The following is a 25,552-nucleotide window of genomic DNA, read 5'->3' on the forward strand; positions in this document are numbered from 1 at the left end:
GTAAATTGTTTCAATAAGAAATCATGACAATTTCTCTTTATATAGAAATTTGCCGAAATCGATAATGTTTTCCAAAGGGGTATTGTCAAAGAGATCAAAAATGGTATTAATTGATTTTTCAATGGCCATATCGGTCTTTTCAAAGCCGGCAGAATCATCATCCATCCAGAATTTAAGTACAAAAAGGAATTCTAACCAAGTACCCTCTGAAAAAATAGCAGGATTATGCTTAGTGATTTTTAGGCTCTTTGTGGCGTTACCCTCATTGATTAAGTCTGAGGCGAATGATTTGATGTGTTTACGAAGTCCTCTTAATTGCTCGAGATTCTTCAACATGGCCCTATGCTCTTGTAAGGTAAATAGAACGTAGCTTCTGTTCAGAGCCATCATTTCAAAAAAAGTAAAAAAGAAAATCAACATTTTTTCACGATTCGTAAAACGCTCGTACTCCTTATTTTTATGAAGAAGTTTTAAAGTCTCTCGAAAAAACTCGTTCCAAATTTCCTTTCTAAGTCCTTCTACAGAACCAAAAAAACTATAAAATTCAGATTCTTTGAACTCGTTCAACTTGCAGAATTTGTATACGGATCTTGGCACTACCTCATGTTCAAGAACGTACTGCATATAGGCGTCAATTATAGTCTTCTTGGTAGTTTTAGATTTCGTAGCCATATTGTATCTTTTTGTAAAATTAAAGCTTCTCTTAAGCAATATGTGTTAAGGGAATACCAAAAGAAGTGATGCTTGGGTACAAAAACGTGCCCTTTAAAAAAGGACACGTTTTCAAACAACCAACCAATAAATAATCGAAACATGATTATTTAAAATTCTCTTTCTCATAGAATTTATACTGTAAATATACTTAATGTTTAACTATTTATAAAATATATTAAACAAAAATGTTTGTTAAATTTCTGAAAGTCATCATGATGAAATTAAAGTGTCAGTTTGTCACTATGGGAAACTCTGGTACTTTTTTTGGAAGAAGGTACTCGAATTCATAAGGTTCAATTTACTGAGAACCTTTCCTATTATTTAATCAAAAATCCGTTCATGCGGAATAAAATAAAAACGATATATGGCTACAGGTAAAATCAATGTTTCGGTAGAAAACATTTTTCCCTTGATTAAAAAGTTCTTGTACAGCGATCATGAGATCTTTTTAAGGGAACTCATTTCAAACGCAACGGACGCAACCCTAAAACTTAAGCATTTGACCTCCATCGGGGAGGCTAAAGTAGAATATGGACATCCACAAATCGAGGTCATCATCGATAAAGAAGCAAAGAAACTTCATGTAATCGATCAAGGTATAGGCATGACCGAAGAAGAGGTAAAAAAATATATTAACGAGGTTGCCTTTTCCGGAGCGGAGGAATTTCTGAACAAATATGATGATGACGCCAAAGATTCTGGCATTATCGGTCATTTTGGACTCGGGTTCTATTCTTCCTTCATGGTTGCCGAAAGGGTCGAGATCATCACTAAAAGTTTTAAGGATGAACCTGCCGTACATTGGTCTTGTGACGGCTCCCCAGAATTTGATATCAAAAAAGCCGAGAAGAAAGAGCGAGGTACAGAAATCATCCTTCATATCGCTGAAGATTCCACTGAATTTTTAGAGGAAAGCAAAATTGGTGAATTGTTACGCAAGTACAACAAATTCATGCCTATACCGATCAAATTCGGCACGAAAACAGAAACCTTGCCTAAACCCGAGGGGGCCAAAGAAGACGATCCGGCGCCGACCAAAGAGGTAGATAATATCATCAACAACCCAAACCCCGCTTGGACAAAGCAGCCTACCGATCTGGAAGAAGCCGATTACAAAAGTTTTTATCGCGAGCTCTATCCGATGCAGTTCGAAGAGCCTTTGTTTCATATCCACCTCAATGTAGATTACCCGTTTCACTTGACCGGTATTCTCTATTTTCCGAAGTTGACCAATGATTTGAACATTCAAAAAGATAGAATACAGCTCTATCAAAATCAAGTTTTTGTCACCGATAACGTAGAGGGTATCGTTCCTGAGTTTCTCACCATGTTGCGAGGGGTCATCGACTCACCTGACATTCCCCTCAACGTATCAAGATCATATTTGCAGGCAGATGGTGCTGTCAAAAAAATAGCTTCCTATATCACCAGAAAGGTAGCGGACAAATTGAATTCGCTTTTCAAAAATGATCGCCAAGATTTTGAGAAAAAATGGAACGATATTAAGATCGTTATCGAATATGGAATGCTTTCGGAAGATAAGTTTTTCGAAAAAGCTGACAAATTTGCACTTTATCCCACGGTAGATGGCAACTACTACACCTTTGACGAGTTAAAAGATAAAATCAAGGACAATCAGACCGACAAAGATGATAAAATGGTCATATTGTACACCTCGGACAAAGAGGCACAACACAGTTATATCGAAGCTGCCAAAGAAAAAGGATACGAAGTGCTTCTTATGGATTCTCCGATTATTGGTCATTTGATGCAAAAACTGGAGACTTCCAAAGAAAAAATATCTTTCGCCCGTGTGGATGCAGACCATTTAGACAATCTTATAAAAAAAGAAGATACGCAGATTTCAAAACTCTCTGACGAAGAAAAAGAGCGCTTGAAAGGTGATTTGGAGAAAGTCTTCGGGGAAAAAAGCAATTATACCGTACAGCTAGAGGCCATGGATAGCAATGCCTCACCCTTCATAATCACTGAACCGGAATTTATGCGACGGATGAAAGAAATGCAACAGACCGGTGGTGGAGGAATGTTCGGCATGGGCAACATGCCCGAAATGTATAATCTGATCGTCAACACGAACCATGAGCTGGTCAGTGAAATTTTGCATACAAAAACGGCCAAAAAGAAAACGCGCCTTATCAACCAATCCTTAGATTTGGCTAAACTATCAAAAGGCCTTCTCAAAGGAAAAGACCTGACCGCCTTCATCAAAAGAAGTTATGAAATGGTAAAATAAACAGCTCTTAACACTAGAAAACCGCCCTTGGTAATTGTACCATGGGCGGTTTTTTATTATTTAAAAAGGGGGTGCGTCTTAAATCTTCAGGTTCAACATTATTTCATGGGTACCATTATTTATATTATGTACGGCACTTTTTAGGGCCATCTCGTAAGCATAGCCCACATTCATCCATTCGGTCTTAAAAATAAAAATGCCGCTCATACTTTCGTCTAAACGTACAATAAAGCTATGCGGTTCATTTTAATTAGTATTTAAACCGAGTGGTGTGAGACATTATCCCAGCATGTGGAACTACATCCGTTAACGATACCTTATAAAGAAGATATATTATCAAGACGGTTAGCATATTGAAAAAGAATCTACTTACTTTACGCTTAATTTTTTTAATATCAAGAACCACTTGATTTGAAAGTGAAAAAAACGTTATACAAGATGTTTATCAGTATCATAGGCCTCGTAGTAATAGTGGCCGTTGCCTATATTTTATTTGTAAATTTCTATCCTAGCTTTGGAGGAGATATCTCGAAAGAACGCCAGGATGAACTCTCAGAATCCATAAATTATAAGGATGGTCAGTTTGTAAACAAGAAAGATGTTCCTGAGGAGTTGAGCTTCATGGAAACCTTAAAATTGGCCCGGCATTTTTTCTTTACCGAGGTACCCGATGGAAGACCCAAAGAAAATATTGAAGTTCACAAAATCGATTCAATCAATGTGGCGCAATATTTGGGACATTCACGCCTCATCTGGTTTGGCCATTCTGCTTTTCTGCTGCAACTCGCAGGAAAAAACCTCTTGATCGACCCTATGTTCGGTCAGGTAGCCGCACCTCACGATTGGTTGGGTTCTGATAGGTTTAATGAAGATATGCCGATACCAATTGAGCAATTGCCAAAAATTGATGCCGTGTTAATCTCCCATGATCATTACGACCATTTGGACTATGGTTCCATTAAAAAGCTGAAAGATAAAGTCGACCGTTTTTATGTGCCCCTCGGTGTAGGCGTACATTTAGAGGCATGGGGTATAGAGAGCGAAAGAATAAAAGAACTCGATTGGTGGCAAGATACCTCGTTAGATGGGCTGACATTCGTTTGTACACCTGCACAACACTTTTCTGGAAGAAAGTTCAATAATAGGCAAAGCACCCTTTGGGCCTCTTGGGTGATTATTTCAGAAACTGAGCGTATTTTCTTTAGTGGAGATAGTGGTTATGCACCCCATTTTGAAGAAATAGGTACTAAATATGGACCTTTTGACCTCGCCATGATGGAATGTGGCCAATATAATGAGCGTTGGGCCGACATTCATATGATGCCCGAAGAAACGGCACAGGCCGGTATCGATGTTAGGGCCAAAGCCTTAATGCCCATACATTGGGGAGCATTTAAACTGGCACTCCATAGCTGGACAGACCCGATTCAACGTGTTATGAAAAAAGGTAAGACCCTTGATATTACCATTGTAACACCTAGAATCGGGCAACCCGTGGTTTTAAAAGATACGCTAGACGTTTATGATAATTGGTGGAACGAAGAGAAATAAGACCTCAATAGTCGAATCCCGATACGGGATATCTACCAATAAATAGGTCCTTTTCCTAGATATTTTTCAGCAATAGGCTTATAATAATCCATTACCTCATCCAATTCATAAATCTTTTGACTTTTGGTATACAAATCATATTTATTGAAGTCCCGGATAATTTCCAAATATTCTGCATCCTTGTCGTTTAAGAGTTGCTTATAGCTACCGCCCGTATGCCAAGGGTAGAATGAATGGTAACGAATCATCACCATGGCCTCCTCAGGCAATTTATTGCCCTCATGGTTTTTCAGTACCTGATAGAGATACTCATCGTGCCCCCAGGCCAAATCAACATTATCGATACCACATCCTTCTTCATAGATTCCGGTGGGCGTATTATAGGCCTCATTGTGCATATCTGGGTTCAACTTGTTAAATTCAGGATACACACAGGTTTCAGGCAGTTTACAACCTACCACAAAGACATCGCCTACCATTCCCCATTGCTCTGCTTGACTGGTACCATCTTCATCACTGCCCCATAGAAACATTATCTTACCGAGATCATGAATCAAGCCGGTCAGTTGCATCCAATCGGGGCGACCTTCTTCACGGATCGCTTCGGCACTTTGAATCAGGTGTTGAACATTGGGTAGATCCAAGTCCGGATCACTCACATCTACAAGGCTATTAAGGTGACGCATGGCCTCCCACAAATCCATAGGTTTATCGAACTTCAGGTATTTCTTGTGCATATGCTGCACATACTCCAAAGTTTGATTCTTCCGCATTTTACGATAATGCTCCTTGACGGCAACGGAGACATCCGGTGCTTCGTAATTTCTGAACGTTTTTTCTTCCATAATAACTTTTAAAGGCTCATGCCTAATTTTTACACATTTCCTAATACAAGGTACAAAATTATTGCCAATGAAATAAGCAATACACTAAAGTGGCGCGCATACTTCCAAGGCTTCAAATCAAGAATACCGGAGTCTTCCATGACATATACCTCATCTTTTTTCATCAGGGCAGAGGCAATATGCATTACCGCAATATTCAATACAAATTCAATTCCCCAGATATGAATAAAATGAAGATTGACCTGTATAACATGGTCCATGACCACATAAAAGACCAAACCGAATAAAAGTCCCGTTTTGGCTCCTGCGGCCGTAACCCTTGGGAACAAAAAACCGGCTATGATCACACTGGCGATAGGAATGAAAAAAATACCATTTAACTGTTGCAGTAATTGATATAGACCTTCGGGAGCATTTGCAACAAAGGGTGCAATGCCAATGGCAAAAACGGCCAAGAGTGCCGATGTCCATTTTCCAATGGCTACCAGTCTTTTTTCTCCAGAATCTTTATTGATATATCTCTTGTAGATACCCAGGCTAAACAAGGTTGCGGCACTGTTTAGAGCGCTATTGAACGTACTTAAAATAGCCCCCATCATGACCGCTACAAAGAAACCGGTCAACCAAAGCGGCAAAACTTTCTTAACCAAAAGTGGATAAACGCTATCGGGATTATCATAAAGGCTCTCCCCAAAGTAGTAGAAACCGATCAGCCCGGGCAAAACCACGATCATGGGTATCAAAATCTTCAAAAGTCCCGTAAACAATAATCCCTTTTGAGCTTCCTTTAGGTTCACGGCCCCTAGCACCCGCTGGATAATGGATTGGTGCATCGTCCAGAAATAAATCTGATTCAGCATAAACCCCGTAAATAGCACCTCAAATGGCAGAATAGCCGTTCTGGCCCCCTCTCCGATACCCGACTCTTCGCTAATGACATTGAATTTTTCCGGACTATTATCAAAGACTTTACCAAAACCTTCAAATAGGTTACCATCTCCAATACTGAGCAAAGCCAAAATAGGTACTAATAAACCTGCCACAAGTAATCCGAATCCGTTAATGGTATCGGTATAGGCCACCATTTTCAGTCCTCCAAAAATGGCATATATCGCACCGATAGTACCTACGACCAATATAGTGACCCAAATACCCTGTTCTTGACTTACTTCCAGAAGGTCTGAAATTTCAAAAATTGCCTCTATATTCAATGCCCCGGTATAAAGAACAATGGGCAATAAGGTCGCTACAAAGGAAAATATCAAAAGAACGGCAACTAGCGTGCGCGTCAATGGATCAAAACGCTTCTCTAAAAATTGCGGTATAGTCGTCAAGCCCATCTTTAGGTAGCGCGGTGCAAAATAGAGTGCTGCAACCACCAAGGCAATCGAAGAAGTTACTTCCCAAGCGATAATAATCGCACCATTGCGATAGGCCGAACCATTGAGGCCCACCAAATGTTCGGTAGAAATATTGGTCAACAACAACGAACCGGCAATAACGATTCCTGTCAGAGAACGCCCCCCTAAAAAGTATCCATCGCTGGTATCCAATTTATCACGCCGCAATTGCCAGGTAGCATAAAATGCTACGAAACCAGTAAATAAAATAAAAGTCAATAAAGCCATAGCGGCTAAAATAGCAATAAAAATGATTTGACGACAAATAGAAAAGCGAAATAGCTACTTACGTTCAAGAGTACATCTGAAAGGCGCGTTATCTTCCTGCTTAGGAACAATTAAAATTCCCAACTTATACAATTCATTAACTTCCTCAAAATAGGTACCTTGGAAAGAGTGCATATCAATATGGTTTTCTATCTTTAGAAAATGCGAATTATTTCCACCAACATCGGAACCGCTACCACTATTGAATGGAACGGCAAGAAAGAACAAACAGGTATCTTTAAAAGACCTGTTGAAAAACCACTAATTCTGACAAAAGGTGACGTATACGACGACACTATCATAGATCGCGTACATCATGGGGGCACCCATAAAGCCTGCTATCTATTTTCTTCCGATACCTACCCGTATTGGAAAAGATTATACCCACAACTGGCTTGGAACTGGGGAATGTTCGGGGAGAACCTTACCGTTGAACATCTTGATGAGACTACCATTCGAATCGGCAATATATACCAGATTGGTACAGCATTGGTACAGGTTTCCCAACCGAGAGAACCTTGTTATAAACTGGGAATTAGGTTCGGTAATCAATCTGTTCTCAAAGAATTCATAGCATATGGCAGGCCAGGTACTTATGTGCGTGTTTTGGAAGAGGGAGAGGTGAAGAAAGGAGACCACATAAATCTCATCGAAGAATCGCAGAACCCCTTGACCGTACAACAGTTTTATAGTTTGATTTTTCAAAAGGAAAAATCTAAAGTGCTACTTGGCATTTTTATGCAAAACACTGCCGTACCTCAGTACAAAAAAGACCGCATGCAAAAATATCTGCAGTAAACACCGCCCCGATTCTTGAACCTTAGTGAGTTCGATTAAAACAAAAAAATAAGATGTTATTATATTATATGAACCTACCTTGGCATTTCTATCTCATGGCCTCGATATATGTGATTGCCGGTCTAATGCATTTCATTAGGCCCAAACTGTATATGCGAATTCTACCTGGCTATTTACCCGGACACAAACTCTTGGTTATACTCAGTGGTTTGGTAGAGATTATCTTGGGTACCGCCCTATGCTTTTCGGGGACAAAGAATGCGGCGATATACGGAATTATCATTATGCTCACATTCTTTCTACCGGTACATGTCCATATGCTTTTCGATAAAAAAGCAGCAATGGGCCTTCCAAAATGGGTGCTCATCGCGCGGATTCCCTTGCAATTCATATTAATGTATTGGGCCTATCTCTATCTCTGATTTCAGTATAAAAATAGGTCCCGAGGTACACAAGGTGCCCCGGGACCGAACTCAACTCAACTTAAATCAACTAGTTTACGGCAACGTTTTTATAAAAAACGCCATCGCTATCTTTTACAACAACAGTATAATTACCTTTTATTGCCTTTTTGAAATTAATTGCTTTCTCAATTGTTAATTGATTTTCCCTTTTTTCAGAAAAAATCAATGTGTCTTCACTATTATAAACCTCAACCTCCACGTTTGATTTGTCAAGGTTCAAATAGTTCACATACAGCATGTCTTTCTCTTTTTTGAATACAGGCTTTACCTTCTCCTTTTCGTCAAGGATCATAACGTCTGCCTCATTTACTTTTATGGTGTAGGTGATTGCTCTTAGAGCATCCTCGGTGGTGAAATAGTACAGGCCTTCCTCTAAATTGCTTAAATCGAATTTCTTGGAATATTCCGATTTTCTAACGCTCTCAGAGTAGATTATGTTATTGTTCATATCTACTAGTTTAATATCAGAATTCCCGCTTTTCGATTCCATCTCAAAAACAAGGCTCTTTGTATTTTCTTTTGATACCAGACTCAATTTTTCATCTGCTGCTATTCCTGTGGTTGTAGCAAATAATAAAGCGATTATTGCTGCTGTTCTTACTACTTTTTTCATATCTAATCGTTTTTGTACCTGTCTTTCAACAGGGTAGGTTAATAATCTGATACAAACTTACCTACGGAATATCGTTCTCACTACTGCAGTATTTTCCATTTTATGTTCTATCTTAACAATTAGTAAAGTTAAAATAGCGTTAAGGGTTAATATTGAACATATTTAGGTTAATTTTGCAAAGTACAGTGTTCTCTATCTTGTATAATTTTATAGTATGGAAAAAAATAGGACCCTAAATCCGAAACCCGCTTTTGAGTCTATAGAACCCAGTTTCGGGCATTCCTACACCTACCAGAGATTCGATGCGACAAAGAACAATAAAAATACGGTGTGGCATTATCACCCAGAGATAGAACTCGTCCATGTGAACGGGGGCTCCGGCAAGAGACAGATCGGTAGCCATATTTCTTATTATTCCAGTGGAGACCTTATATTAGTGGGCAGTAATCTCCCGCATTGCGGCTTTACGGACAAACTGACCGGAAATGAAAGTGAAACCGTAATTCAGATGAAGCAGGACTTTCTTGGAAGCGACTTTTTTGATATCCCGGAAATGAAAAAAATCCAATCCCTATTTGAGTTGGCCAAAGGAGGTATCGCTTTTTCCGGAAAGACAAAACGTAAAATCGGCGAGAAAATGCTGATTTTGGAGTATCAAAGTGATTTTCAGCGACTCCTTTCTATCTTGAACATACTCAACGAGCTAGCCAATTCAAAGGAGTTCAAAATTCTGAATGCGGAGGGCTTTTCTATTGAAACCGAAATTAAAGACAACGACCGTATCAATGTCGTATTCAACCATGTCAAGACCCATTTCAAAGAAGAGATTACCTTAGATGAAATCGCCAACATGGTAAGTATGACCGTGCCTTCGTTTTGTCGTTATTTCAAAAAAATCACGAATAAGACCTTTGTTCAGTTTGTCAACGAATATCGATTGGTACACGCCTCTAAAATATTGGCGGAGCAGCCTTTGAGTATCACCGAAGTGTGTTTTGAAAGTGGTTTCAACAACTTTTCGCATTTTAATAAACAGTTTAAGGCATTTACCGGTCAAAATCCTTCGGAATACCGAAACCAGTTGAAAACCGTTTTAAAGTAGTGACTCAGCTTTTTTCAAAAGATACCGACCTCAATCTGCCTGATAGTGAAATAGTATACTACAACCCGTTTTTGACAAAAGGGGAAGCCGATCATTATTTTGAAAAGCTTAGGGAGCGTATCTCGTGGCGCCAAGATGATATTAGAGTCTATGGCAAAGTGTATGCGCAACCTCGGCTTACCGCGCTTTATGCGGATAACGATAGACCTTACAGGTATTCCGGCATTGAAATGCGGCCTATTAAATTTACCGAAGAGCTTTTGGAAATCAAGGAAAAAATCGAATTGAAGACCAATACCCGATTTACCAGTTGCCTATTAAATCTTTATAGAAACGGTAGAGATAGTAATGGCTGGCATGCCGATAATGAGAAAGAGTTAGGCAAAAACCCCATCATTGCCTCAGTTTCATTAGGACAAGAGAGGTTCTTTCACTTAAAACATCGTACAAAAAAACATTTAAGAAAAAAAATTGCGTTAGCCCATGGAAGCCTTTTGATTATGGGCGGGGCTACACAACACCATTATCTGCATCAAATTGCCAAATCTGCGAAACCTATGGCTGAGCGCATCAATCTTACCTTCCGGGTCATAAAATAAAAAATCAGCTCTTTCAAAGAGCTGATTTTTTTTATTGGGACCTATATCAAAACTGGCTGCTGTCTTTAGCGCCTTGGTCAACAGCACTAATTTCCTCGCAAACAACTTCATAGTACTAACTTCAAAACGCGTGCCAAGGTATGACAGATCGATAAAAATCGTATTTATAGGATAAAGGCCAAAATACGTTCCTTCTAGGGCCGAAATACGTTCCTTCTTGGATTGTTATATCTTGATACCATCATGATAAAAAAATTCAAGTTTAGGGAACTCGATAGGATCATCGAAATGGCTTGGGAAAATCGCACCCCATTTGAGGCCATTACGTACCAATTTGGGATGAATGAAAAGGAGACCATTGAAATTATGCATCAGGAAACGAAGCCGACCAGTTTCAAAATTCGAAGAAAGCGAATCAGAGAGGAGCCACTAAACATACTACTCTTACGAAATCTAAAGGGTTTTCGATTCAAACCTTACTACACGAACCTATTTCGGGTAACAGTTTTAGAAAACCAACTGTAAACTTTTTTGGTCATCGAAAGATTACTATGGTTTTTTTTAAATGAACAGCATGGTTCTATTTCAAAACAAGTCGTTGAGGACCTTTGCCAAGCGTATCCCTCCTTTCTGTAATTGCAATTCGACCGTATCCCACCAAACATAGCTATAGCGATAGTAAAGTTTTTCCCCGACCTCAACCGAGTCATACAGCTTATTTGCTATATCTTGGGACTCTTCCACCCAATCAAGAATATCACCCTTTTCGATAATTTCCAATTGACTATTTGATAATTTGGGAAGGGAAGCGGCAAGCTCGGTATAGCTCATTCCATAATCGTCAATCATATTGGCATCCCAAATCTTGTGCAAATTACTGCCACGGTTGAACCATTGAACCTGGATATCATTTCCGCCCTTATCTTCAAGGCGCCCTACGTGCATAGGTTGGTGTAGATCTCCAACTAGATGAATGAGCATCTTGAGATAAAAAGTCTTTTCTTGATCCGAACTTTCCCTATTTTTAATAATCTCGATACATTTTTGAATTCCGGTTATCAAATCACCATATGTACTAGGTTCGACCTCGGTATATTTGCTTTCGGCAGGAAAGTTTACATAATGCCACGCACTGAATTTACGGTAGGTACTGTCGGCCTTGATTTCATCGGCAAAGTTCGCCACGGAAGCCAAGCTTTGTCCATTCAAAAGTTTATCTATAGTTCGTTTGGCCCTTTTCGTTAAATGTTCTTCTGCAATTTCACCAATTACACGATGGCCGGTTTTTGACCAAACTACATTATTGGCAGAAGTCAAATTCGTAATTAAAAAAAGTATGAGGATTATATTTTTCATCTGCGAAATTTAACATCAAATTCCGAAATTGCACATTAAACATTTGTTAAGATACACCTGTTTTCAATTTAAAATTTAATATTGCGGTTCAAAAGCTTGCAAAAATTGGTCTTGAAAAAAATAAAGTCTCCATACATACGATACGGTGTAGTAGGTTTTGCGTCACTATTCACAGTTTTCTTTCTTTTTATCTTGAGCATATATTTGGGTTTATGGGGTAAACTTCCTAATGAGAAAGACCTTTCCGATTTTAAGTATCAAAGGGCCTCTGAAGTATATACGGCCGATAGTGTGCTTATTGGCAAATATTATTTGTACGATAGGCAGCCTATTATTTTTGAGGATGTCCCCAAGCACGTTTTCGAATCCCTCATTGCCATTGAAGATGAACGCTTCTACGAACATTCAGGTATCGATTATCAAAGCTTAGGTCGGGTTGCCATTAAGACCATACTTCTGCAGGATCAATCATCCGGGGGCGGCAGTACATTGACCCAGCAGTTGGCCAAAAATCTCTATCCGCGGCAAAACCGCAAAAAATCGAACATCGTGGTCGATAAGATCAAGGAAATGATAATCGCTTCACGACTTGAGGAAATCTACAATAAGAGCGAAATCTTAATCCATTATTTAAATACGGTTTCATTTGGCGATAATACTTTCGGTATTGAGAGTGCTTCCCTTAAATTCTTCAACAAACCTGCCAAGGATCTTTCTATCGAGGAAGGAGCCACCTTGGTCGGTATGCTCAAAGCCACGTACAGTTATAATCCCCGAATATTTCCTGAAAGAAGCCTTAACCGGAGAAATTTGGTACTTCAAGCCATGGAAAACAACCAACTGCTATCCAAAGAAAAGAAAGACAGCTTGGCTGAAATCCCGATTGAACTTGACTATCGTGCCTATGACAATAACGAAGGCTTGGCCCCCTATTTTAGGGAGGAAGTACGTAAACAGTTGCAAAAATGGAATCTTGAACAACGTCAGGCGGGAAACGAATACAATATTTACACTTCAGGATTAAAAATCTATACGACACTGGATTACAACATGCAGTACTGGGCCGAAAAAGTCATGAAGGAGCATATGAAAACCCTACAAGAAAGTTTTGAAAAGAGTTATGGAAAAAATGCGCCTTGGATTACCGACAAAAGCTTGATTAAAAAACTGGTCAAACAATCGGAACCGTATAAGAAAATGAAAGCATCAGGTTTGAACGAACCACAGATAATGGACTCATTGAATCGGAAGAAAAAAATGGTACTTGTCGACTGGGAAGGAGAGAAACCGGTCGTTGCCTCAACAATTGATAGTCTGCAACATTACATGAAATTTTTGAACACAGGATCCCTTGCCATCGACCCAAATTCAGGGGCGGTTAAGGTATGGATTGGCGGTATTGATTTTGAACATTTCAAATACGATCATATTGCTCAAAGCAGAAGACAGGTTGGGTCTACGTTCAAACCTATTGTTTACACCACTGCCTTGGAAATGGGCATTTCTCCTTGCACGTATTTCTCTGCCCAAGAAGTAGAATATGAAAATCTTAAGGGTTGGTCGCCCAGTAATTCGGGAGACAAGGACGAGGCTTACCTCAACTATTCCATGGAGCAGGCGTTGAGCAATTCGGTAAATACCGTAGCGGTGAAGGTGCTGGAAAAAACGGGTATCGCAAATGTAGTTACCATGGCAAAAAATATGGGTGTATTTTCCCAATTGCCCGAACAGCCATCGCTGGCACTGGGTACCGGTGAAATCTATCTCAACGAATTGGCAGGAGTATATGCCAGTTATGTGAATAATGGCAAGGCAATCTTACCTTATTTGATAAAAACCATAACAGATCAAAAAGACTCCATTTTGACCCAATTCGAACCTAAAAGAGCGCAAAAACCAGCTTTTTCCGAAAAGACTCGGCAGATTATGGTGGAAATGATGAAGTCAACCATAAATTCGGGTACGGCTTCACGCCTTCGCACTACCTATAGGCTCGATAACGATATTGCCGGGAAAACCGGCACCACGCAGAACAACAAAGATGCTTGGTTCGTTGCCCTTACCCCTAAGTTGGTTCACGTGACCTGGGTAGGGCTCGATCATCATGAGATTGGCTTTAAAAGTACACGTTTGGGCCAAGGTGCGAATGCGGCACTACCTATCTTCGCCAAATTGATGCAGGAGATGAATCAACATCCATCCTATAATGCGATTACCAAGGCACGATTTAAAAGACCTGACCCTTCCGTTGTTGACATGCTCGATTGCGAACCGGTAAAACGTGATGGCTTTTTCAAACGCCTGTTCAAAAACCCTAATAAAAAGAAAACTAAAAAATTTAAGTCCCGTACTACCATACCCTAATCGATTGTTGATTTTTTAATCAAAATTGCTTTAATTTTGACGACCAACCAAAACCGTAGCAATGAGCAAAACGCCTTGCGTACTTTTTCTTCTTTTTTTCGTGCTACTCGGTTTCGGTCAGGCTTCCAAAAAGTCTTTTGTTGTAAAGTTCGTTTCAGATATTCCTAAAATCGATGGTATTCTCGATGAGCCTGTATGGCAGACCGTAGATGGCCCCAAAGATTTTCAGCAGTATTTTCCATCGGATAGTGTGCTGGCAAAACAGCCTACCATCATCAAAATGTTCTCCAACGGTACCACACTATATATAGGCATTAAAGTGTTTTCTAATGGAAATAATTGGATCGTGCCATCTTTAGAACGTGATTTTAGAGCGGGAGGAAATGATAATATTAGTCTTATGTTCGATACTTTCAACGATGGTACGAACGCCTTTCTATTCGGTATCAACCCTCTTGGAGTAAATCGTGAAGCCTTAATTTCTGGGGGAGGCCAACGTCCTGAGACTGATTTTAACACTTCCTGGGATGTAAAATGGAAGGGCGAGTCAAAGCTTTTCGAAAACTATTATACTTCTGAAATTGCCATCCCCCTTACCTCATTGAAATTTCGTGAAGGGGAAACCAAATGGAGGTTTCAAAGCTATCGTTTCGATATGCAGACCAATGAACGAAGTGTTTGGAGCCATGTACCACAGAACCAATCCATTTTTAGCCTGGCCTTTATGGGTAATATGGTATTCGAAAGACCCTTGGGCAAATCACGAACACCGCTTGCTCTAATTCCTTACATCAATACCATGGCAGAGAAAGACTATGTGCTAGAAAACGGCAGTACCAATCTAAAAATGGGTGCCGACGCAAAAGTGGCCATAGGTAATGGTATGAACCTTGACATTACGGTAAATCCTGATTTTTCAAATGTCGAAGTTGACGACATTATCACCAACCTAACTAGATTTGAGGTTTCCCTTCCTGAGAAACGTCAGTTTTTTATCGACAATAGTGATTTGTTTTCAAGTTTTGGAGGAAGTCGTGACGCCAATCCATTTTTCTCCAGAAGGATAGGTATCGCAACCGACAGTGCAGGAAATACAATAGAAAATCAGATTTTGGGGGGTATCCGTCTTAGCGGTAAGTTGAACGAAAATTGGCGCTTGGGGGTCTTGAGCATACAGACCGATGAGGATGCAAGTAACCACATCGCGTCGAATAACAATACCATGATCGCATTGCAGAAAAAGGTCTTTGCGCGATCAAATATAGGATTCTTTTTTATAAACAGACAATCCTTCAAAACGTCTGATTTTATAGAACCTGAAGATGAATTCAACAGGGTCTTGGGTATTGATTATAATCTAGCCTCCCAAGACAATACATGGAACGGTAAATTCTATGCACACAAATCATTTCAACCTGATGACCACCAAGGAAATTATTCGGCAGGGGCATTTTTGGGGTACAACAGTAGAAATTTTGCCGCTTTTTCAGATTGGGTATATGTAGATAATGATTTCAGGTCAGACCTCGGCTTTATAAGACGAACCGATATTATAAAATCCGCCACAAGTATTGAGCGTATATTCTGGCCTCAAAGTAGATGGATTAACAAACACAGTTTTCAATTCTTTCCTATTCTGATCTGGCGCCCTATGCTCGACTACAAAAAAACCGACCACGATATAAAGTTATCCTGGCTCGCCCAATTTAAGGACCAATCGGAACTAACGGTCGAGCTATCTAACCAGTTTGTTTACTTGACCGAAGATTTTGACCCTATTGATTCCGATACGAGTATACCTCTTCCAGGCAGCGAGACCTTTGATTTTAACGTTGTAGGACTCGAGTATCAATCGAACCGGGCAAAAGCTTTGGCCTTCAAAGGTAAAACACTAGTTGGAGGTTTTTTTAACGGTAGGTTATTTTCCGTTGAAGGTGAAACTACGGTACGGCTTCAACCTAAGGCTATTCTATCCTTATTTTTGAATTATAACAATATTGCTTTACCGAGCCCATACGGTAAAGCTGATTTTTGGCTTGTGAGTCCGAAAGTGAAATTGACGTTCAGTAAATCCATATTTTGGTCGACCTTGATTCAGTACAGCAACCAGCAAGATAATTTGGGATTTAACTCGCGATTACAATGGAGGTTCGCCCCTTTATCGGATTTTTTCATAGTATATAACGATAATTATTTTGTGAATAATTTTGAACCGAGATACCGTTCTATTAATTTAAAGTTTACCTATTGGATAAATCTTTAAAAATCCTATGGAAAGGCTTTCTTAAAATGCTAGGAAATATGAACACGCCCATTTAAGGATAGTGGTCTAAATTTATGATCTTTTGAAATACAAAATACTTTGTTCCGATCTTGATGGTACTTTGCTTTCCACAAAAAGTGATGTTTCCGAATACACGATTTCCCAATTGGCCCGAGTCAAAAATGAGACCAGAATTATTCTGGTGTCGGCCAGAATGCCCCGAGCTATGGTTTATTTGCAGCGGCGTTTGGGTATAACGGACCAACCCTTAGTCTGTTATAATGGTGCTTTGGTCGTGGAAGGCGACACGGTTCGTTCCTCAACGGAAATCAAACTATCTATTTTAGAAGAAATACACCGTATGGCATCTGACAATTTCACCAAATTAGGCTTGTATTTTAGCGATGAGTGGTATGTGGAAGAAAATACGGAAAGAGTTCGGAAGGAAATCAAATATACCCAAAGCACACCTCATTTCAGGGAAACCGAGAAAACCTTCGCAGATTGGAAGGACAGAGGTATAGGGGCCCATAAAATCATGTTGATGGGCACAAAAAATACGGCGGACACCCTATTTCCCGTACTAAAGCAACATTTCGATGCCGATTTAACTCTTTACCGTTCGAACGATACCCTTATTGAGGTCGCACCCAAATCCGTCTCCAAATTATCAGGAATCCAAGAATTGCTGAGGAAAGATGAATCCCTCGATGACGTTATTGCTTTCGGCGATAATTACAATGATTTGGACATGTTGGCCAACTGTGGATATGGGGTCGCAGTAGGCAATGCCCGTGAAGAAGTAAAGGCCATTGCAGATGCCATAACTTTGCCCCATTATGAAGATGGGGTAGCTCGTTTTATCGAACAACATCTTGTAATTTGATTATATTTGATTCCTACCAACCCGCTCCCCTATGAATGAAATCAAAGCAGCCCCTTTCATCACGGACGATACCGTTATTTTCGGGCTTCTTGCCCTTTGTCTAGGTTTTGTCTTCTACACCTCATCACTTGAAAAAGGGTTTTGGCAAAAGTTCTATACCGTGGTTCCAGGTGTTCTCATGTGCTATGTATTGCCTGGTATGTTGACCACGTTAGGTGTAATCGCTCCAGAATGGGAGACTATAGATGCTTCCGGCGCGCTTATCGAACATGAGTCCGAGCTATATTACGTAGCAAGTCGTTATCTTTTACCCGCGGCTTTGGTTCTTATGACCCTCAGCATCGATTTGAAGGCCATTGTAAATTTGGGATCTAAGGCATTGATCATGTTTTTGACCGGAACCGTTGGCATCATAATCGGCGGACCGTTGGCCATTTTAATTGTTTCCATATTTTCCCCAGAAACCGTGGGCGGAAATGATTTCGACGCTATTTGGCGCGGATTATCGACCATAGCCGGTAGTTGGATAGGTGGTGGGGCGAATCAGGCCGCGATGTATGAAATTTTCCAGTATAACCCTGATAAATTTAGTCAAATGGTACTGGTTGATGTAATTGGAGCCAATATATGGATGGCCATTTTATTACTTGGGGTCGGCAAAGTCAAAAAAATTGACTCATGGCTAAAAGCGGATACTTCGGCCATTGAATCTCTCAAGGTAAGGGTTACCCGGTTTTCGGAGAAAATTACACGGGTGCCCTCGTTAAAAGACTACATGATCATGCTTTTTTTGGCTTTTACCGCGGTAGGAATTGCCCATCTTTTTGGAGAACAAGCCAGTACATATCTCGTCGAGAGTTTTGAGGTCGTAGCCAACCCTAAGAGTTTTCTATCGTTTGTCGGTTCAAGCTTTTTCTGGATGGTCGTCATTGCTACGCTCATTGGGATATCAATTTCATTCACCCGGGCCAAAAACTACGAAGGTGCCGGGGCCAGCAAAATTGGCGGAATGTTCATATACATTCTAGTAGCGACCATTGGAATGAAGATGGATCTCACCCAAGTACTGAAGAATCCCGGTTTAATCGCAGTGGGCCTTATTTGGATTTCCATACACGCAGTACTATTGATAGTAGTGGCTAAATTGATCAAGGCGCCTTATTTCTTTTTGGCAGTGGGTAGTCAAGCCAATGTGGGCGGGGCCGCATCGGCACCGGTAGTAGCGGCGGAATTCCATCCATCATTGGCTTCGGTCGGTGTGTTATTGGCCGTGCTGGGCTATGTGGTCGGTACTGGAGGGGCATTACTTTGTGCCTATCTTATGGAAATAGCATCTAGTGTTTAATGGCTTGCTACAAATTGAGCAAATGACTTTTTTTTCGGATATTTGCGCCACTAAAAAAATAACATGAAATACTTTCCACTTACAGGTCTAATTCTTTTAATTTTGGTCGCATGCGCAACGGAAACGGATAAGACCATGACCGTAACAGGCACCGTTAAAGGCCTAAAAAAGGGAACACTATATCTCCAGCACATGGCAGACTCTACCTTGGTGACCGTAGACTCTTTGAAGATTGATGGCAATGGCGACTTTACATTTAAAACAGAACTAGAAAGTCCGGAACTATATTATTTGTACTTGGATAAAGCAGATGCCAACGACATCAACGATAGGATCACTTTTTTTGGGGAGCCAGGCACTATAACCATCAATACCTCATGGAACACCTTTGACCTAAACGCCAAAATCGAAGGTTCGGCAACACAAGAAAAATTCGAAGAATATAAGAAGACAATGTCAAGGTTCAACATGAAAAATCTTGAAATTGTGCAAAATGTTACCGAAAACGAGGTTGCCCTTGATTCTTTGGCCATTGATTCACTTCAAAGGCTAAGCGATAAAAATCTAAAAAGAAGTTATGCGTATGCCCTCAATTTTGCCCTAAGCAATAAAGATTCTTATATCGCTCCCTACATTGCTCTGATGGAAGTCTCTGATGCCAATGTTGTTTATTTGGATTCTATCTACAACTCCTTAACGCCGGCAATTGCGGATTCCAAATATGGCCGCCAACTAAAGGCGTATCTAGAGGACATAAAAAAATCCCGGTAAACCGGGATTTTCTTTTAAAAACTGAGGGCTTACCCCAGTTTATTTACTTTTTCAGCAAGTTTTTCGGCTTTTTTATCCAGCTCTTGCCTTACGTTTTTTAGATGCTTTTGTCTATTGTCGACACTTTTATCATTTACTTTTTGAATCAGGTCATCGAAAGTCTCAATTGCTTCGTCAATCACCTTGTTACCTTCTTTTGAACTGACATCGTTACCGGTTGCCTCCACAATGTATACAGCCTCGATAATATCGCCCAAAACGTTATTTATATCTTTCTTTAAATCTCTAACACTTGCCATAATTTATATTTTCGGTAAAAATATAACTTTTAAACTCAAATTGAACAGAAAAAACGAACTCCTAAACAGTTACCTCCAAAAGCTTCACCCATGATGTATCTATGGAAAGGGTTTTTGTATTTGCAGGTATCAAAACGGTCTCCCCCTTATCAAGAGCTACCGTGCCGAAATCATTGGAAACCTTCGCAGAACCTGCAACGCACATATAAATAGTAAATGAATCCCGATCGGAAATATTCCAACTATTTTGAGTGGTTAGCTCCAAATAGTTGGTTCTGAAATACGGACAATCGACCATCGTATTAACGGTATCTTTGGTTTTAGGATAAACCACCTTGAAATCGTCCTTTTTAGTATAATCTATGGCATCAATAGCCAATTCTGTATGCAGTTCGCGTAAATTCCCATTTTTATCCCGCCGATCAAAATCATACACCCTATATGTAATATCGGAAGTCTGCTGTATTTCAGCCAACAAAATACCGGCTCCAATGGCGTGAATCTTTCCAGTATTGATGAAAAAAGTATCGCCGGCGGTCACCTTTTCATAATTTAAAAGCGTTAATAAATTTCCGTTTTCCAAGCTTTTGACATACTCATCCTTTTCAACTGTTTTATTAAAGCCAACAATTAAGCGCGCATCTTCATCGGCATCCATTACATACCACATTTCGGTCTTTCCGAATGAATCGTGGCGTTCCTTTGCCAATGTGTCGTTCGGGTGTAATTGAATCGACAGATCCTGTTTGGCGTCGATAAACTTAATGAGAATGGGAAAGTCCGTTCCAAAACGCTTATAAACACTATCGCCAAGAATGTCTGAAGTATAGGTGTTGATCAAATCTTGTAGCGTTCTTCCGGAAAATTCACCATTGGAAACTATAGAGATGTCCCCCTCTACCGCCGATAGTTCCCAGCTCTCCCCTGTGATATCGCTTGTAATAGGTTTTCCTAAAACATCTTTCAGTTTGGTACCACCCCACAGACGTTCTTTTAATATAGGTTCAAATTTTAGTGGGTACATAGTAGTATTTTAAATTGGAAATTAAAGCACGGAGGAGCACACTTACCCTCTATAGGTTACAAAGTTACGTGGAGTTTCATAAAGTACAACCTCTAATTCCTTGTCCGGACTGATATGCTCACGCAGTTTGGTCCAGATTACAACCGCTATATTTTCTGCCGTGGGATTCACTTTCTTGAATTCAGGAACTTCAAGATTCAAATTTTTGTGGTCAAATACATCTTCGACCTTCTCACGAATTAAGTCTTTGAGTACCTTCAAATCCATAACGAAACCCGTTTCTTTATCGATAGGGCCCGTAACACTCACTATGAGCTCATAATTATGTCCGTGGTAATTAGGATTACTACATTTTCCAAATACGGCCATATTCGTCTTATCGTCCCAATCTTTGCGGAACAACCGGTGTGCTGCATTGAAATGAGCCTTTCTACTTACCTTCACGTTCATTTCCGTTCAAATTTTGGTCGATGTATTGATAAAATTTTTCAAAAATAATCTTGAACCAAGCAGTATATCGATCTGGATTCAACAAAATATCATTTTTAACATCTATAGGTTTCATCCATTTCCAATCGGCCACTTCTTCCGGATTTAATTTTGGCTCCCCCTTATACTTGCCTATCATCACATGGTCGAACTCATGTTCGGTAAGTCCGTTGTCGAACGGAGCCTTATAAATAAAGGAAAAAAGTTCATCAAGTTCGGTAACAAAACCCATCTCTTCCTGTAACCTTCTCTTTCCTGCTTCCGTGTTGCTTTCCCCCACTCTTTGGTGACTACAGCAAGTATTGGTCCATAATAATGGAGAATGATATTTATGTGCCGCCCGTTGTTGCAGCATGGTTTCACCCTTATCATTCATAATAAAAACCGAAAAAGCCCTATGAAGTAAAGCTTTTTCATGCGCTTCCATTTTAGGCATGGTGCCAATGGGTCGATTTTCTTTGTCTACTAAAATTACTTTCTCTTCTTTCACACCCTAAAAATAACACCTTTAAATGGTACGCAAAGGTTAAGTGAATCATAAAATTGGCTCATAAAGCAACTAGAGTAATAGTGTACCCTTTAATGGCATTACCGAAAGCTCAGAATGACAAAGAATATTGCTCTGCAAGAAGGAAACCTTAAAAGAACCTGGGCGTTTTGATGTTGCCCTTTGTAGTGATAAAATCGTATCGCAGTATAACCTCGAAAGAGCCATTATTGAAAGCGGTACTGCCTAATTCGGTAATTTCCCGATCATAGGCCATCCCTATCAAAAATTTATTTGAAAGATGGAAGCCCAACATACCGCTGAATGCTGCATCCCAGCGATACGCAGCTCCTAAGATGAATTTATCGCTCAACATAAAGTTGGCCGATAAATCTACCTGTAAAGGAGCTCCTCTAACCACTTTTGTCAACAAGGCAGGCTTAAACTTTAGATTAGGGTTTAATTGCCAAACATAGCCCGTAATCAAATAAAAGTTCATTTGCTCTTTGGCAACTGTAGGGGAAGGACCACTTTTAAAATGTTTGCTTTCCAATATCCTAGGTACGGAAAGACCCGCATAAAAATTGTTGGTGTGGTAATACACTCCTGCCCCGAAGTTTGGAGAAAATCTATTGTCGATATCCTGTTGCAGTGATTGATCCACACTGTATTCATCAAGTTCAGAAAATTTAATATCCAACAAATGTCCGGTTCCTTTAAGTCCAAAACTTAATCGGCCCTCGGTCGAGGTGTATATCGTATATGAAAAATCAATATCGAAATAGGTTTCAGATGTCGGCCCTATTTTATCGTTTACTATCGACATACCCAATCCGACACCTCTGTATCCTATTGGTGAGTGTATATTCAAGGTTTGTGTAGTTGGCGCTCCATCAAGACCTACCCATTGTGAACGATGCAGCGCTGCGATACTTATGTGTCCGCGTGACCCTGCATAGCCTGGGTTTACACTAACTGTATTGTACATGTACTGAGTATATTGGGCGTCTTGTTGCGCAAGACTTTTTTCATGCTTTATAGACAATAATATCACCAAAATTGAAAATAGTAATCGGTAATACCATGTATTTTGATGTGGTGATTTCATTTGGCTATCGGTTTATATAGATATACCCAGTATCGGTTATTTTATTTCCTGTTGAATCTTCATAATCAAGAATGTAGAAATAGGTACCTACCGGTAGTTTGTTGTTCGCATCGACGGTCACACGACCTTGTGAGGTACCGTCAAAATAGTTATTCGTATTGTCATACGCATTTGTACTGAATACCAAGACACCCCATCTATTATAAATTTTAATGGTATTATTCGGATAGTTTTCAATTCCATCTATTCGTAACGTGTCGTGAACTCCGTCATCGTTGAGCGTCATGACATTTATTACATCGACTCCGGTTTCAATGATGTTGGCCTCTAAATATTCGGGTATGCCGTCGTTATCGCTATCATCATTCGAATAGATACCGTCTGTATTGGTATCTTCATCCTTGCTTTGGATTCCATCGTCATCATCATCGGTGTCCCTGTAGTCGGATTGCCCATCCCCATCAGTATTCGGAAGATCATTGTAAGGGTCATTAATTTCATCATTGACATCAAGGTCAATGGCTACACTTCCTTCATACCCATCATCAAGTCCATCATTATCCTTATCAGATCCGATCAAGGTTGCTTCAGGAATTCCATTTTGGTCATGATCGTGGGCTTCGATATTATCAGGAATATTATCGTTGTCACTGTCTTCATCTACATAATCTGGTAGTCCGTCTCCATCGGTATCCTCTGGTATTATACCGACCGTACCACTACCCTCATACATATCATCAAGGCCATTGCCGTTGGCATCGACACCACTTGGGGGTATATAACCTATGGTCGATTGCGCCTCTACATTATCAGGTATCCCATCGTTATCACTATCGATATCCAAATAGTCGGCAATACCATCATTATCAGTATCCGTCGCATTGGTCGACGGATCATTGTCACCATCAAGATTTAAATCCTCAAAGCTATCTACAATTCCATCGTCATCACTATCAAGGTCAACTCCAGGTGTATTTACCATCACGGTCACTGTCGCCGTACTACAATTACCAGAAGTATCGCAAAGGGTATATGTGAAACTATCGGTTCCTAAAAAGTCTGTATTTGGGGTGTAACTCACAAAATCATCAGAGGGATTATTTGGAGTACCATTATCGTTTAGGAAGACGGCACCATCGGTAGAATTGGTAACACTTAAAGTTCCGGTAGATGGTAAATCGTTGTCATTATCTAAAATCGCAATATCAAGCGGTGTATTTATAAGTGTTACAAAAGTATCGTCGAGCGCGTCTAGCACTGGAATTACGTCAACGGTAACTGTGGCGGTACTACAATCACCAAAAGTATTACATACTGTATAGTCGAAAGTATCGGCCCCATTATAATCTGAATTGGGTATGTAGGTCACCACATCATCCGTGGGATCGTTTGGAGTATTATTATTGTTAATATTTACAATACCATTATTGGGAGAGGATGAAATCATCAATGTCCCTGTGCCGGGAAGGTCTGAATCGTTCGCATAGATATCCACAACAACCGATTCATCTTCATCAACGGTTACCAAATCATCTACTAGGGTAGCGGACTGATCCATACAGACTACTGTAAAATTTGGTAAACTTTTGGCATTTCCCGCTTTGGTAATTGTGGCCGTGTACCGCACCACTGTTTGTGTTGCGGTTACGGTAGGACTATTCTGATTTCCTGAAACAGCCGGACTCCAAGTTAAGGATGCCCCTGATGGAACAGGGTTTGCAGAAATATCCAATGTCACCTCATTGTAAGGCGCATTACAATTTGTAACAATAAAATAGCCCGTTGCATTGTGCCCGCATATCGTACCGTCATAAGTAGCAAAATAAACGCCTGGTTGAGTAACTTCGTAGTAGAAATCGGTACCCAAAACCGTAGTATTATCCGAGGCTTCGTACCATCTATAATTAGTTTCATCCCCTGAATTGGGTGCTTGTAGTAAGAACTGGGAATTGCCTTCCATAATTCCTGCTATAAGAAATAGAAGGCCGAAAACAAGAATTTTATATGTAGGCTTGATTTTCAAAGTGATTTAAAGCTTTGTTAACTTATTTTACTACGAAGACCACGTTGATCAAGGAATTATAATCCGCCGGTGGGGCCAGTATCTCGTAGGTCATCACACCAAACTCATCGATGGCCACATTAGTAAAAACGGCGGGGTCATAGTAGGTTACGTAGTAATACAACTCGGTATTTGTATAGGTTGGAATGGCTATCGGTGCCCCAGTGCTTACCACATCGGGTGTACCATACTGATCATTATATTGGTCGTAAAGGTTGATACTGCCCGGACCGGCCACCGAGGCATCAATGGCTATGGATGGCGGATAGAATATTCGTGCCGCCTTAGAGGTTATAGGTGCAATATCCTGGATAACATCTTCCACGGTAGCTTCCGTAGTTCCATCACCATCTACATCTACAGGTGTGTCGGAATTCACTTCAGAAGCGTCCTGGTCGTCCGTCGAGAAAATACCGTTGGCACGTACCTCCGTTGCGTTGCCCGCGTCAGGACTGGCCACCGCCGTGAACTCGTTGCTCCCGTCAAGGTTC

25 protein-coding genes are annotated in these 25,552 nt (G+C 40.3%); 12 read left to right on the plus strand and 13 right to left on the minus strand.

The window, feature by feature from the left end; genetic code table 11:
- Window positions 1-21: 21 nt before the first annotated feature.
- The gene (locus F2B13_RS06535; protein ID WP_149303677.1) at window positions 22-672 is read right to left on the minus strand and encodes a TetR family transcriptional regulator C-terminal domain-containing protein; all 651 of its coding nucleotides are present in this window, start codon (window positions 670-672) and stop codon (window positions 22-24) included.
- Between the two features lie 406 nt (window positions 673-1,078).
- Between F2B13_RS06535 and htpG the strand changes: the two genes are divergently transcribed.
- A complete protein-coding gene (gene htpG, locus F2B13_RS06540; protein ID WP_149303679.1) occupies window positions 1,079-2,968 on the plus strand; it encodes a molecular chaperone HtpG in 1,890 nt (629 codons plus the stop codon).
- Window positions 2,969-3,046: 78 nt separating this feature from the next.
- On the opposite strand, the gene F2B13_RS06545 is transcribed toward htpG, so the two are convergent.
- Window positions 3,047-3,196, minus strand: a complete 150-nt coding sequence (locus F2B13_RS06545; RefSeq protein ID WP_262713970.1) for a type IX secretion system membrane protein PorP/SprF — start codon at window positions 3,194-3,196, stop codon at window positions 3,047-3,049.
- 210 nt (window positions 3,197-3,406) lie between these two features.
- On the opposite strand from F2B13_RS06545, the gene F2B13_RS06550 reads away from it, so the two are divergent.
- Window positions 3,407-4,519: an MBL fold metallo-hydrolase gene (locus F2B13_RS06550; protein WP_149303684.1), complete on the plus strand. Its 1,113-nt coding sequence runs from the start codon at window positions 3,407-3,409 to the stop codon at window positions 4,517-4,519.
- A gap of 32 nt (window positions 4,520-4,551) precedes the next feature.
- On the opposite strand, the gene F2B13_RS06555 is transcribed toward F2B13_RS06550, so the two are convergent.
- Together F2B13_RS06555 and F2B13_RS06560 are read right to left on the minus strand one after the other, a co-directional pair.
- A complete protein-coding gene (locus F2B13_RS06555) occupies window positions 4,552-5,364 on the minus strand; it encodes an inositol oxygenase family protein (protein ID WP_149303686.1) in 813 nt (270 codons plus the stop codon).
- Window positions 5,365-5,393: 29 nt separating this feature from the next.
- Window positions 5,394-6,992: a solute:sodium symporter family transporter gene (locus tag F2B13_RS06560; protein ID WP_149303688.1), complete on the minus strand. Its 1,599-nt coding sequence runs from the start codon at window positions 6,990-6,992 to the stop codon at window positions 5,394-5,396.
- A gap of 201 nt (window positions 6,993-7,193) precedes the next feature.
- On the opposite strand from F2B13_RS06560, the gene F2B13_RS06565 reads away from it, so the two are divergent.
- On the plus strand, window positions 7,194-7,829 hold the full coding sequence (locus F2B13_RS06565) for an MOSC domain-containing protein (protein WP_149303690.1): 636 nt from the start codon (window positions 7,194-7,196) through the stop codon (window positions 7,827-7,829).
- A gap of 68 nt (window positions 7,830-7,897) precedes the next feature.
- Entirely contained in the window at window positions 7,898-8,251 is a 354-nt protein-coding gene (locus F2B13_RS06570; protein ID WP_149277602.1) for a DoxX family protein, read from the plus strand.
- A 70-nt stretch (window positions 8,252-8,321) separates the two neighbouring features.
- Here the strand turns inward: F2B13_RS06570 and F2B13_RS06575 are convergent, their stop codons facing one another.
- Window positions 8,322-8,906, minus strand: a complete 585-nt coding sequence (locus F2B13_RS06575; RefSeq protein ID WP_149277585.1) for a hypothetical protein — start codon at window positions 8,904-8,906, stop codon at window positions 8,322-8,324.
- A 214-nt stretch (window positions 8,907-9,120) separates the two neighbouring features.
- On the opposite strand from F2B13_RS06575, the gene F2B13_RS06580 reads away from it, so the two are divergent.
- From F2B13_RS06580 to F2B13_RS06590, 3 genes are all read left to right on the plus strand, one after another.
- The gene (locus F2B13_RS06580; protein WP_149277586.1) at window positions 9,121-10,008 is read left to right on the plus strand and encodes an AraC family transcriptional regulator; all 888 of its coding nucleotides are present in this window, start codon (window positions 9,121-9,123) and stop codon (window positions 10,006-10,008) included.
- On the plus strand, window positions 10,008-10,607 hold the full coding sequence (locus tag F2B13_RS06585; protein ID WP_149277587.1) for an alpha-ketoglutarate-dependent dioxygenase AlkB family protein: 600 nt from the start codon (window positions 10,008-10,010) through the stop codon (window positions 10,605-10,607). The genes F2B13_RS06580 and F2B13_RS06585 overlap by 1 nt, the downstream gene beginning before the upstream one ends.
- Window positions 10,608-10,850: 243 nt before the next feature.
- Window positions 10,851-11,132 carry a TIGR03643 family protein gene (locus F2B13_RS06590; protein ID WP_149303692.1) on the plus strand — a complete coding sequence of 94 codons (282 nt, stop codon included), beginning with the start codon at window positions 10,851-10,853 and terminating at the stop codon, window positions 11,130-11,132.
- Between the two features lie 60 nt (window positions 11,133-11,192).
- Here F2B13_RS06590 and F2B13_RS06595 read toward each other — a convergent pair whose 3' ends face one another.
- Window positions 11,193-11,963, minus strand: coding sequence for a S1/P1 nuclease (locus F2B13_RS06595; protein ID WP_149303694.1), 771 nt, complete (start codon window positions 11,961-11,963; stop codon window positions 11,193-11,195).
- A gap of 111 nt (window positions 11,964-12,074) precedes the next feature.
- Between F2B13_RS06595 and F2B13_RS06600 the strand changes: the two genes are divergently transcribed.
- The 5 genes from F2B13_RS06600 to F2B13_RS06620 all read left to right on the plus strand — a co-directional run bounded on the left by F2B13_RS06600 (window position 12,075) and on the right by F2B13_RS06620 (window position 19,592).
- Window positions 12,075-14,327, plus strand: a complete 2,253-nt coding sequence (locus F2B13_RS06600) for a transglycosylase domain-containing protein (protein ID WP_317132000.1) — start codon at window positions 12,075-12,077, stop codon at window positions 14,325-14,327.
- A 61-nt stretch (window positions 14,328-14,388) separates the two neighbouring features.
- The gene (locus F2B13_RS06605) at window positions 14,389-16,590 is read left to right on the plus strand and encodes a DUF5916 domain-containing protein (RefSeq protein WP_149303696.1); all 2,202 of its coding nucleotides are present in this window, start codon (window positions 14,389-14,391) and stop codon (window positions 16,588-16,590) included.
- An 82-nt stretch (window positions 16,591-16,672) separates the two neighbouring features.
- Complete coding sequence (locus F2B13_RS06610; RefSeq protein WP_149303698.1) at window positions 16,673-17,476, plus strand: HAD family hydrolase; 804 nt, start codon at window positions 16,673-16,675, stop codon at window positions 17,474-17,476.
- A 31-nt stretch (window positions 17,477-17,507) separates the two neighbouring features.
- Window positions 17,508-18,821, plus strand: coding sequence for a DUF819 family protein (locus tag F2B13_RS06615; protein WP_149303700.1), 1,314 nt, complete (start codon window positions 17,508-17,510; stop codon window positions 18,819-18,821).
- Window positions 18,822-18,884: 63 nt separating this feature from the next.
- Window positions 18,885-19,592 (plus strand): DUF4369 domain-containing protein, encoded by a 708-nt coding sequence (locus tag F2B13_RS06620; protein ID WP_149277593.1) that lies wholly within the window; start codon window positions 18,885-18,887, stop codon window positions 19,590-19,592.
- Between the two features lie 29 nt (window positions 19,593-19,621).
- Here F2B13_RS06620 and F2B13_RS06625 read toward each other — a convergent pair whose 3' ends face one another.
- The 7 genes from F2B13_RS06625 to F2B13_RS20375 form a co-directional block, all read right to left on the minus strand.
- A complete protein-coding gene (locus F2B13_RS06625; protein ID WP_149277594.1) occupies window positions 19,622-19,891 on the minus strand; it encodes a hypothetical protein in 270 nt (89 codons plus the stop codon).
- A 61-nt stretch (window positions 19,892-19,952) separates the two neighbouring features.
- Window positions 19,953-20,915 (minus strand): type I phosphomannose isomerase catalytic subunit, encoded by a 963-nt coding sequence (locus F2B13_RS06630; protein WP_149277595.1) that lies wholly within the window; start codon window positions 20,913-20,915, stop codon window positions 19,953-19,955.
- A gap of 42 nt (window positions 20,916-20,957) precedes the next feature.
- Window positions 20,958-21,365 carry a 6-pyruvoyl trahydropterin synthase family protein gene (locus F2B13_RS06635; protein WP_149303702.1) on the minus strand — a complete coding sequence of 136 codons (408 nt, stop codon included), beginning with the start codon at window positions 21,363-21,365 and terminating at the stop codon, window positions 20,958-20,960.
- Window positions 21,346-21,894 carry an isopentenyl-diphosphate Delta-isomerase gene (idi, locus tag F2B13_RS06640; RefSeq protein WP_149277597.1) on the minus strand — a complete coding sequence of 183 codons (549 nt, stop codon included), beginning with the start codon at window positions 21,892-21,894 and terminating at the stop codon, window positions 21,346-21,348. The genes F2B13_RS06635 and idi overlap by 20 nt, the downstream gene beginning before the upstream one ends.
- A 148-nt stretch (window positions 21,895-22,042) precedes the next feature.
- Window positions 22,043-22,999, minus strand: a complete 957-nt coding sequence (locus F2B13_RS06645; RefSeq protein ID WP_149303704.1) for a PorP/SprF family type IX secretion system membrane protein — start codon at window positions 22,997-22,999, stop codon at window positions 22,043-22,045.
- Between the two features lie 4 nt (window positions 23,000-23,003).
- Complete coding sequence (locus F2B13_RS06650; protein WP_149277599.1) at window positions 23,004-24,959, minus strand: T9SS type B sorting domain-containing protein; 1,956 nt, start codon at window positions 24,957-24,959, stop codon at window positions 23,004-23,006.
- 85 nt (window positions 24,960-25,044) lie between these two features.
- Window positions 25,045-25,552, minus strand: a 508-nt coding sequence (locus F2B13_RS20375) for a hypothetical protein (RefSeq protein WP_198439904.1), incomplete at its 5' end; no start/stop codon positions are given.

It is taken from the genome of Pareuzebyella sediminis (assembly GCF_008367235.1).
In the GTDB taxonomy this organism is placed as follows: Bacteria; Bacteroidota; Bacteroidia; order Flavobacteriales; family Flavobacteriaceae; genus Pareuzebyella; species Pareuzebyella sediminis.

Coding starts and splice junctions, on each gene's coding strand:
- F2B13_RS06535 (WP_149303677.1), bottom strand. CDS start 672: ATGGCTACGAAATCTAAAACTACCAAGAAGACTATAATTGACGCCTAT.
- htpG (WP_149303679.1), top strand. CDS start 1,079: ATGGCTACAGGTAAAATCAATGTTTCGGTAGAAAACATTTTTCCCTTG.
- F2B13_RS06550 (WP_149303684.1), top strand. CDS start 3,407: ATGTTTATCAGTATCATAGGCCTCGTAGTAATAGTGGCCGTTGCCTAT.
- F2B13_RS06555 (WP_149303686.1), bottom strand. CDS start 5,364: ATGGAAGAAAAAACGTTCAGAAATTACGAAGCACCGGATGTCTCCGTT.
- F2B13_RS06560 (WP_149303688.1), bottom strand. CDS start 6,992: ATGGCTTTATTGACTTTTATTTTATTTACTGGTTTCGTAGCATTTTAT.
- F2B13_RS06565 (WP_149303690.1), top strand. CDS start 7,194: ATGCGAATTATTTCCACCAACATCGGAACCGCTACCACTATTGAATGG.
- F2B13_RS06570 (WP_149277602.1), top strand. CDS start 7,898: ATGAACCTACCTTGGCATTTCTATCTCATGGCCTCGATATATGTGATT.
- F2B13_RS06575 (WP_149277585.1), bottom strand. CDS start 8,906: ATGAAAAAAGTAGTAAGAACAGCAGCAATAATCGCTTTATTATTTGCT.
- F2B13_RS06580 (WP_149277586.1), top strand. CDS start 9,121: ATGGAAAAAAATAGGACCCTAAATCCGAAACCCGCTTTTGAGTCTATA.
- F2B13_RS06590 (WP_149303692.1), top strand. CDS start 10,851: ATGATAAAAAAATTCAAGTTTAGGGAACTCGATAGGATCATCGAAATG.
- F2B13_RS06595 (WP_149303694.1), bottom strand. CDS start 11,963: ATGAAAAATATAATCCTCATACTTTTTTTAATTACGAATTTGACTTCT.
- F2B13_RS06605 (WP_149303696.1), top strand. CDS start 14,389: ATGAGCAAAACGCCTTGCGTACTTTTTCTTCTTTTTTTCGTGCTACTC.
- F2B13_RS06615 (WP_149303700.1), top strand. CDS start 17,508: ATGAATGAAATCAAAGCAGCCCCTTTCATCACGGACGATACCGTTATT.
- F2B13_RS06620 (WP_149277593.1), top strand. CDS start 18,885: ATGAAATACTTTCCACTTACAGGTCTAATTCTTTTAATTTTGGTCGCA.
- F2B13_RS06625 (WP_149277594.1), bottom strand. CDS start 19,891: ATGGCAAGTGTTAGAGATTTAAAGAAAGATATAAATAACGTTTTGGGC.
- F2B13_RS06630 (WP_149277595.1), bottom strand. CDS start 20,915: ATGTACCCACTAAAATTTGAACCTATATTAAAAGAACGTCTGTGGGGT.
- F2B13_RS06635 (WP_149303702.1), bottom strand. CDS start 21,365: ATGAACGTGAAGGTAAGTAGAAAGGCTCATTTCAATGCAGCACACCGG.
- F2B13_RS06645 (WP_149303704.1), bottom strand. CDS start 22,999: ATGAAATCACCACATCAAAATACATGGTATTACCGATTACTATTTTCA.
- F2B13_RS06650 (WP_149277599.1), bottom strand. CDS start 24,959: ATGGAAGGCAATTCCCAGTTCTTACTACAAGCACCCAATTCAGGGGAT.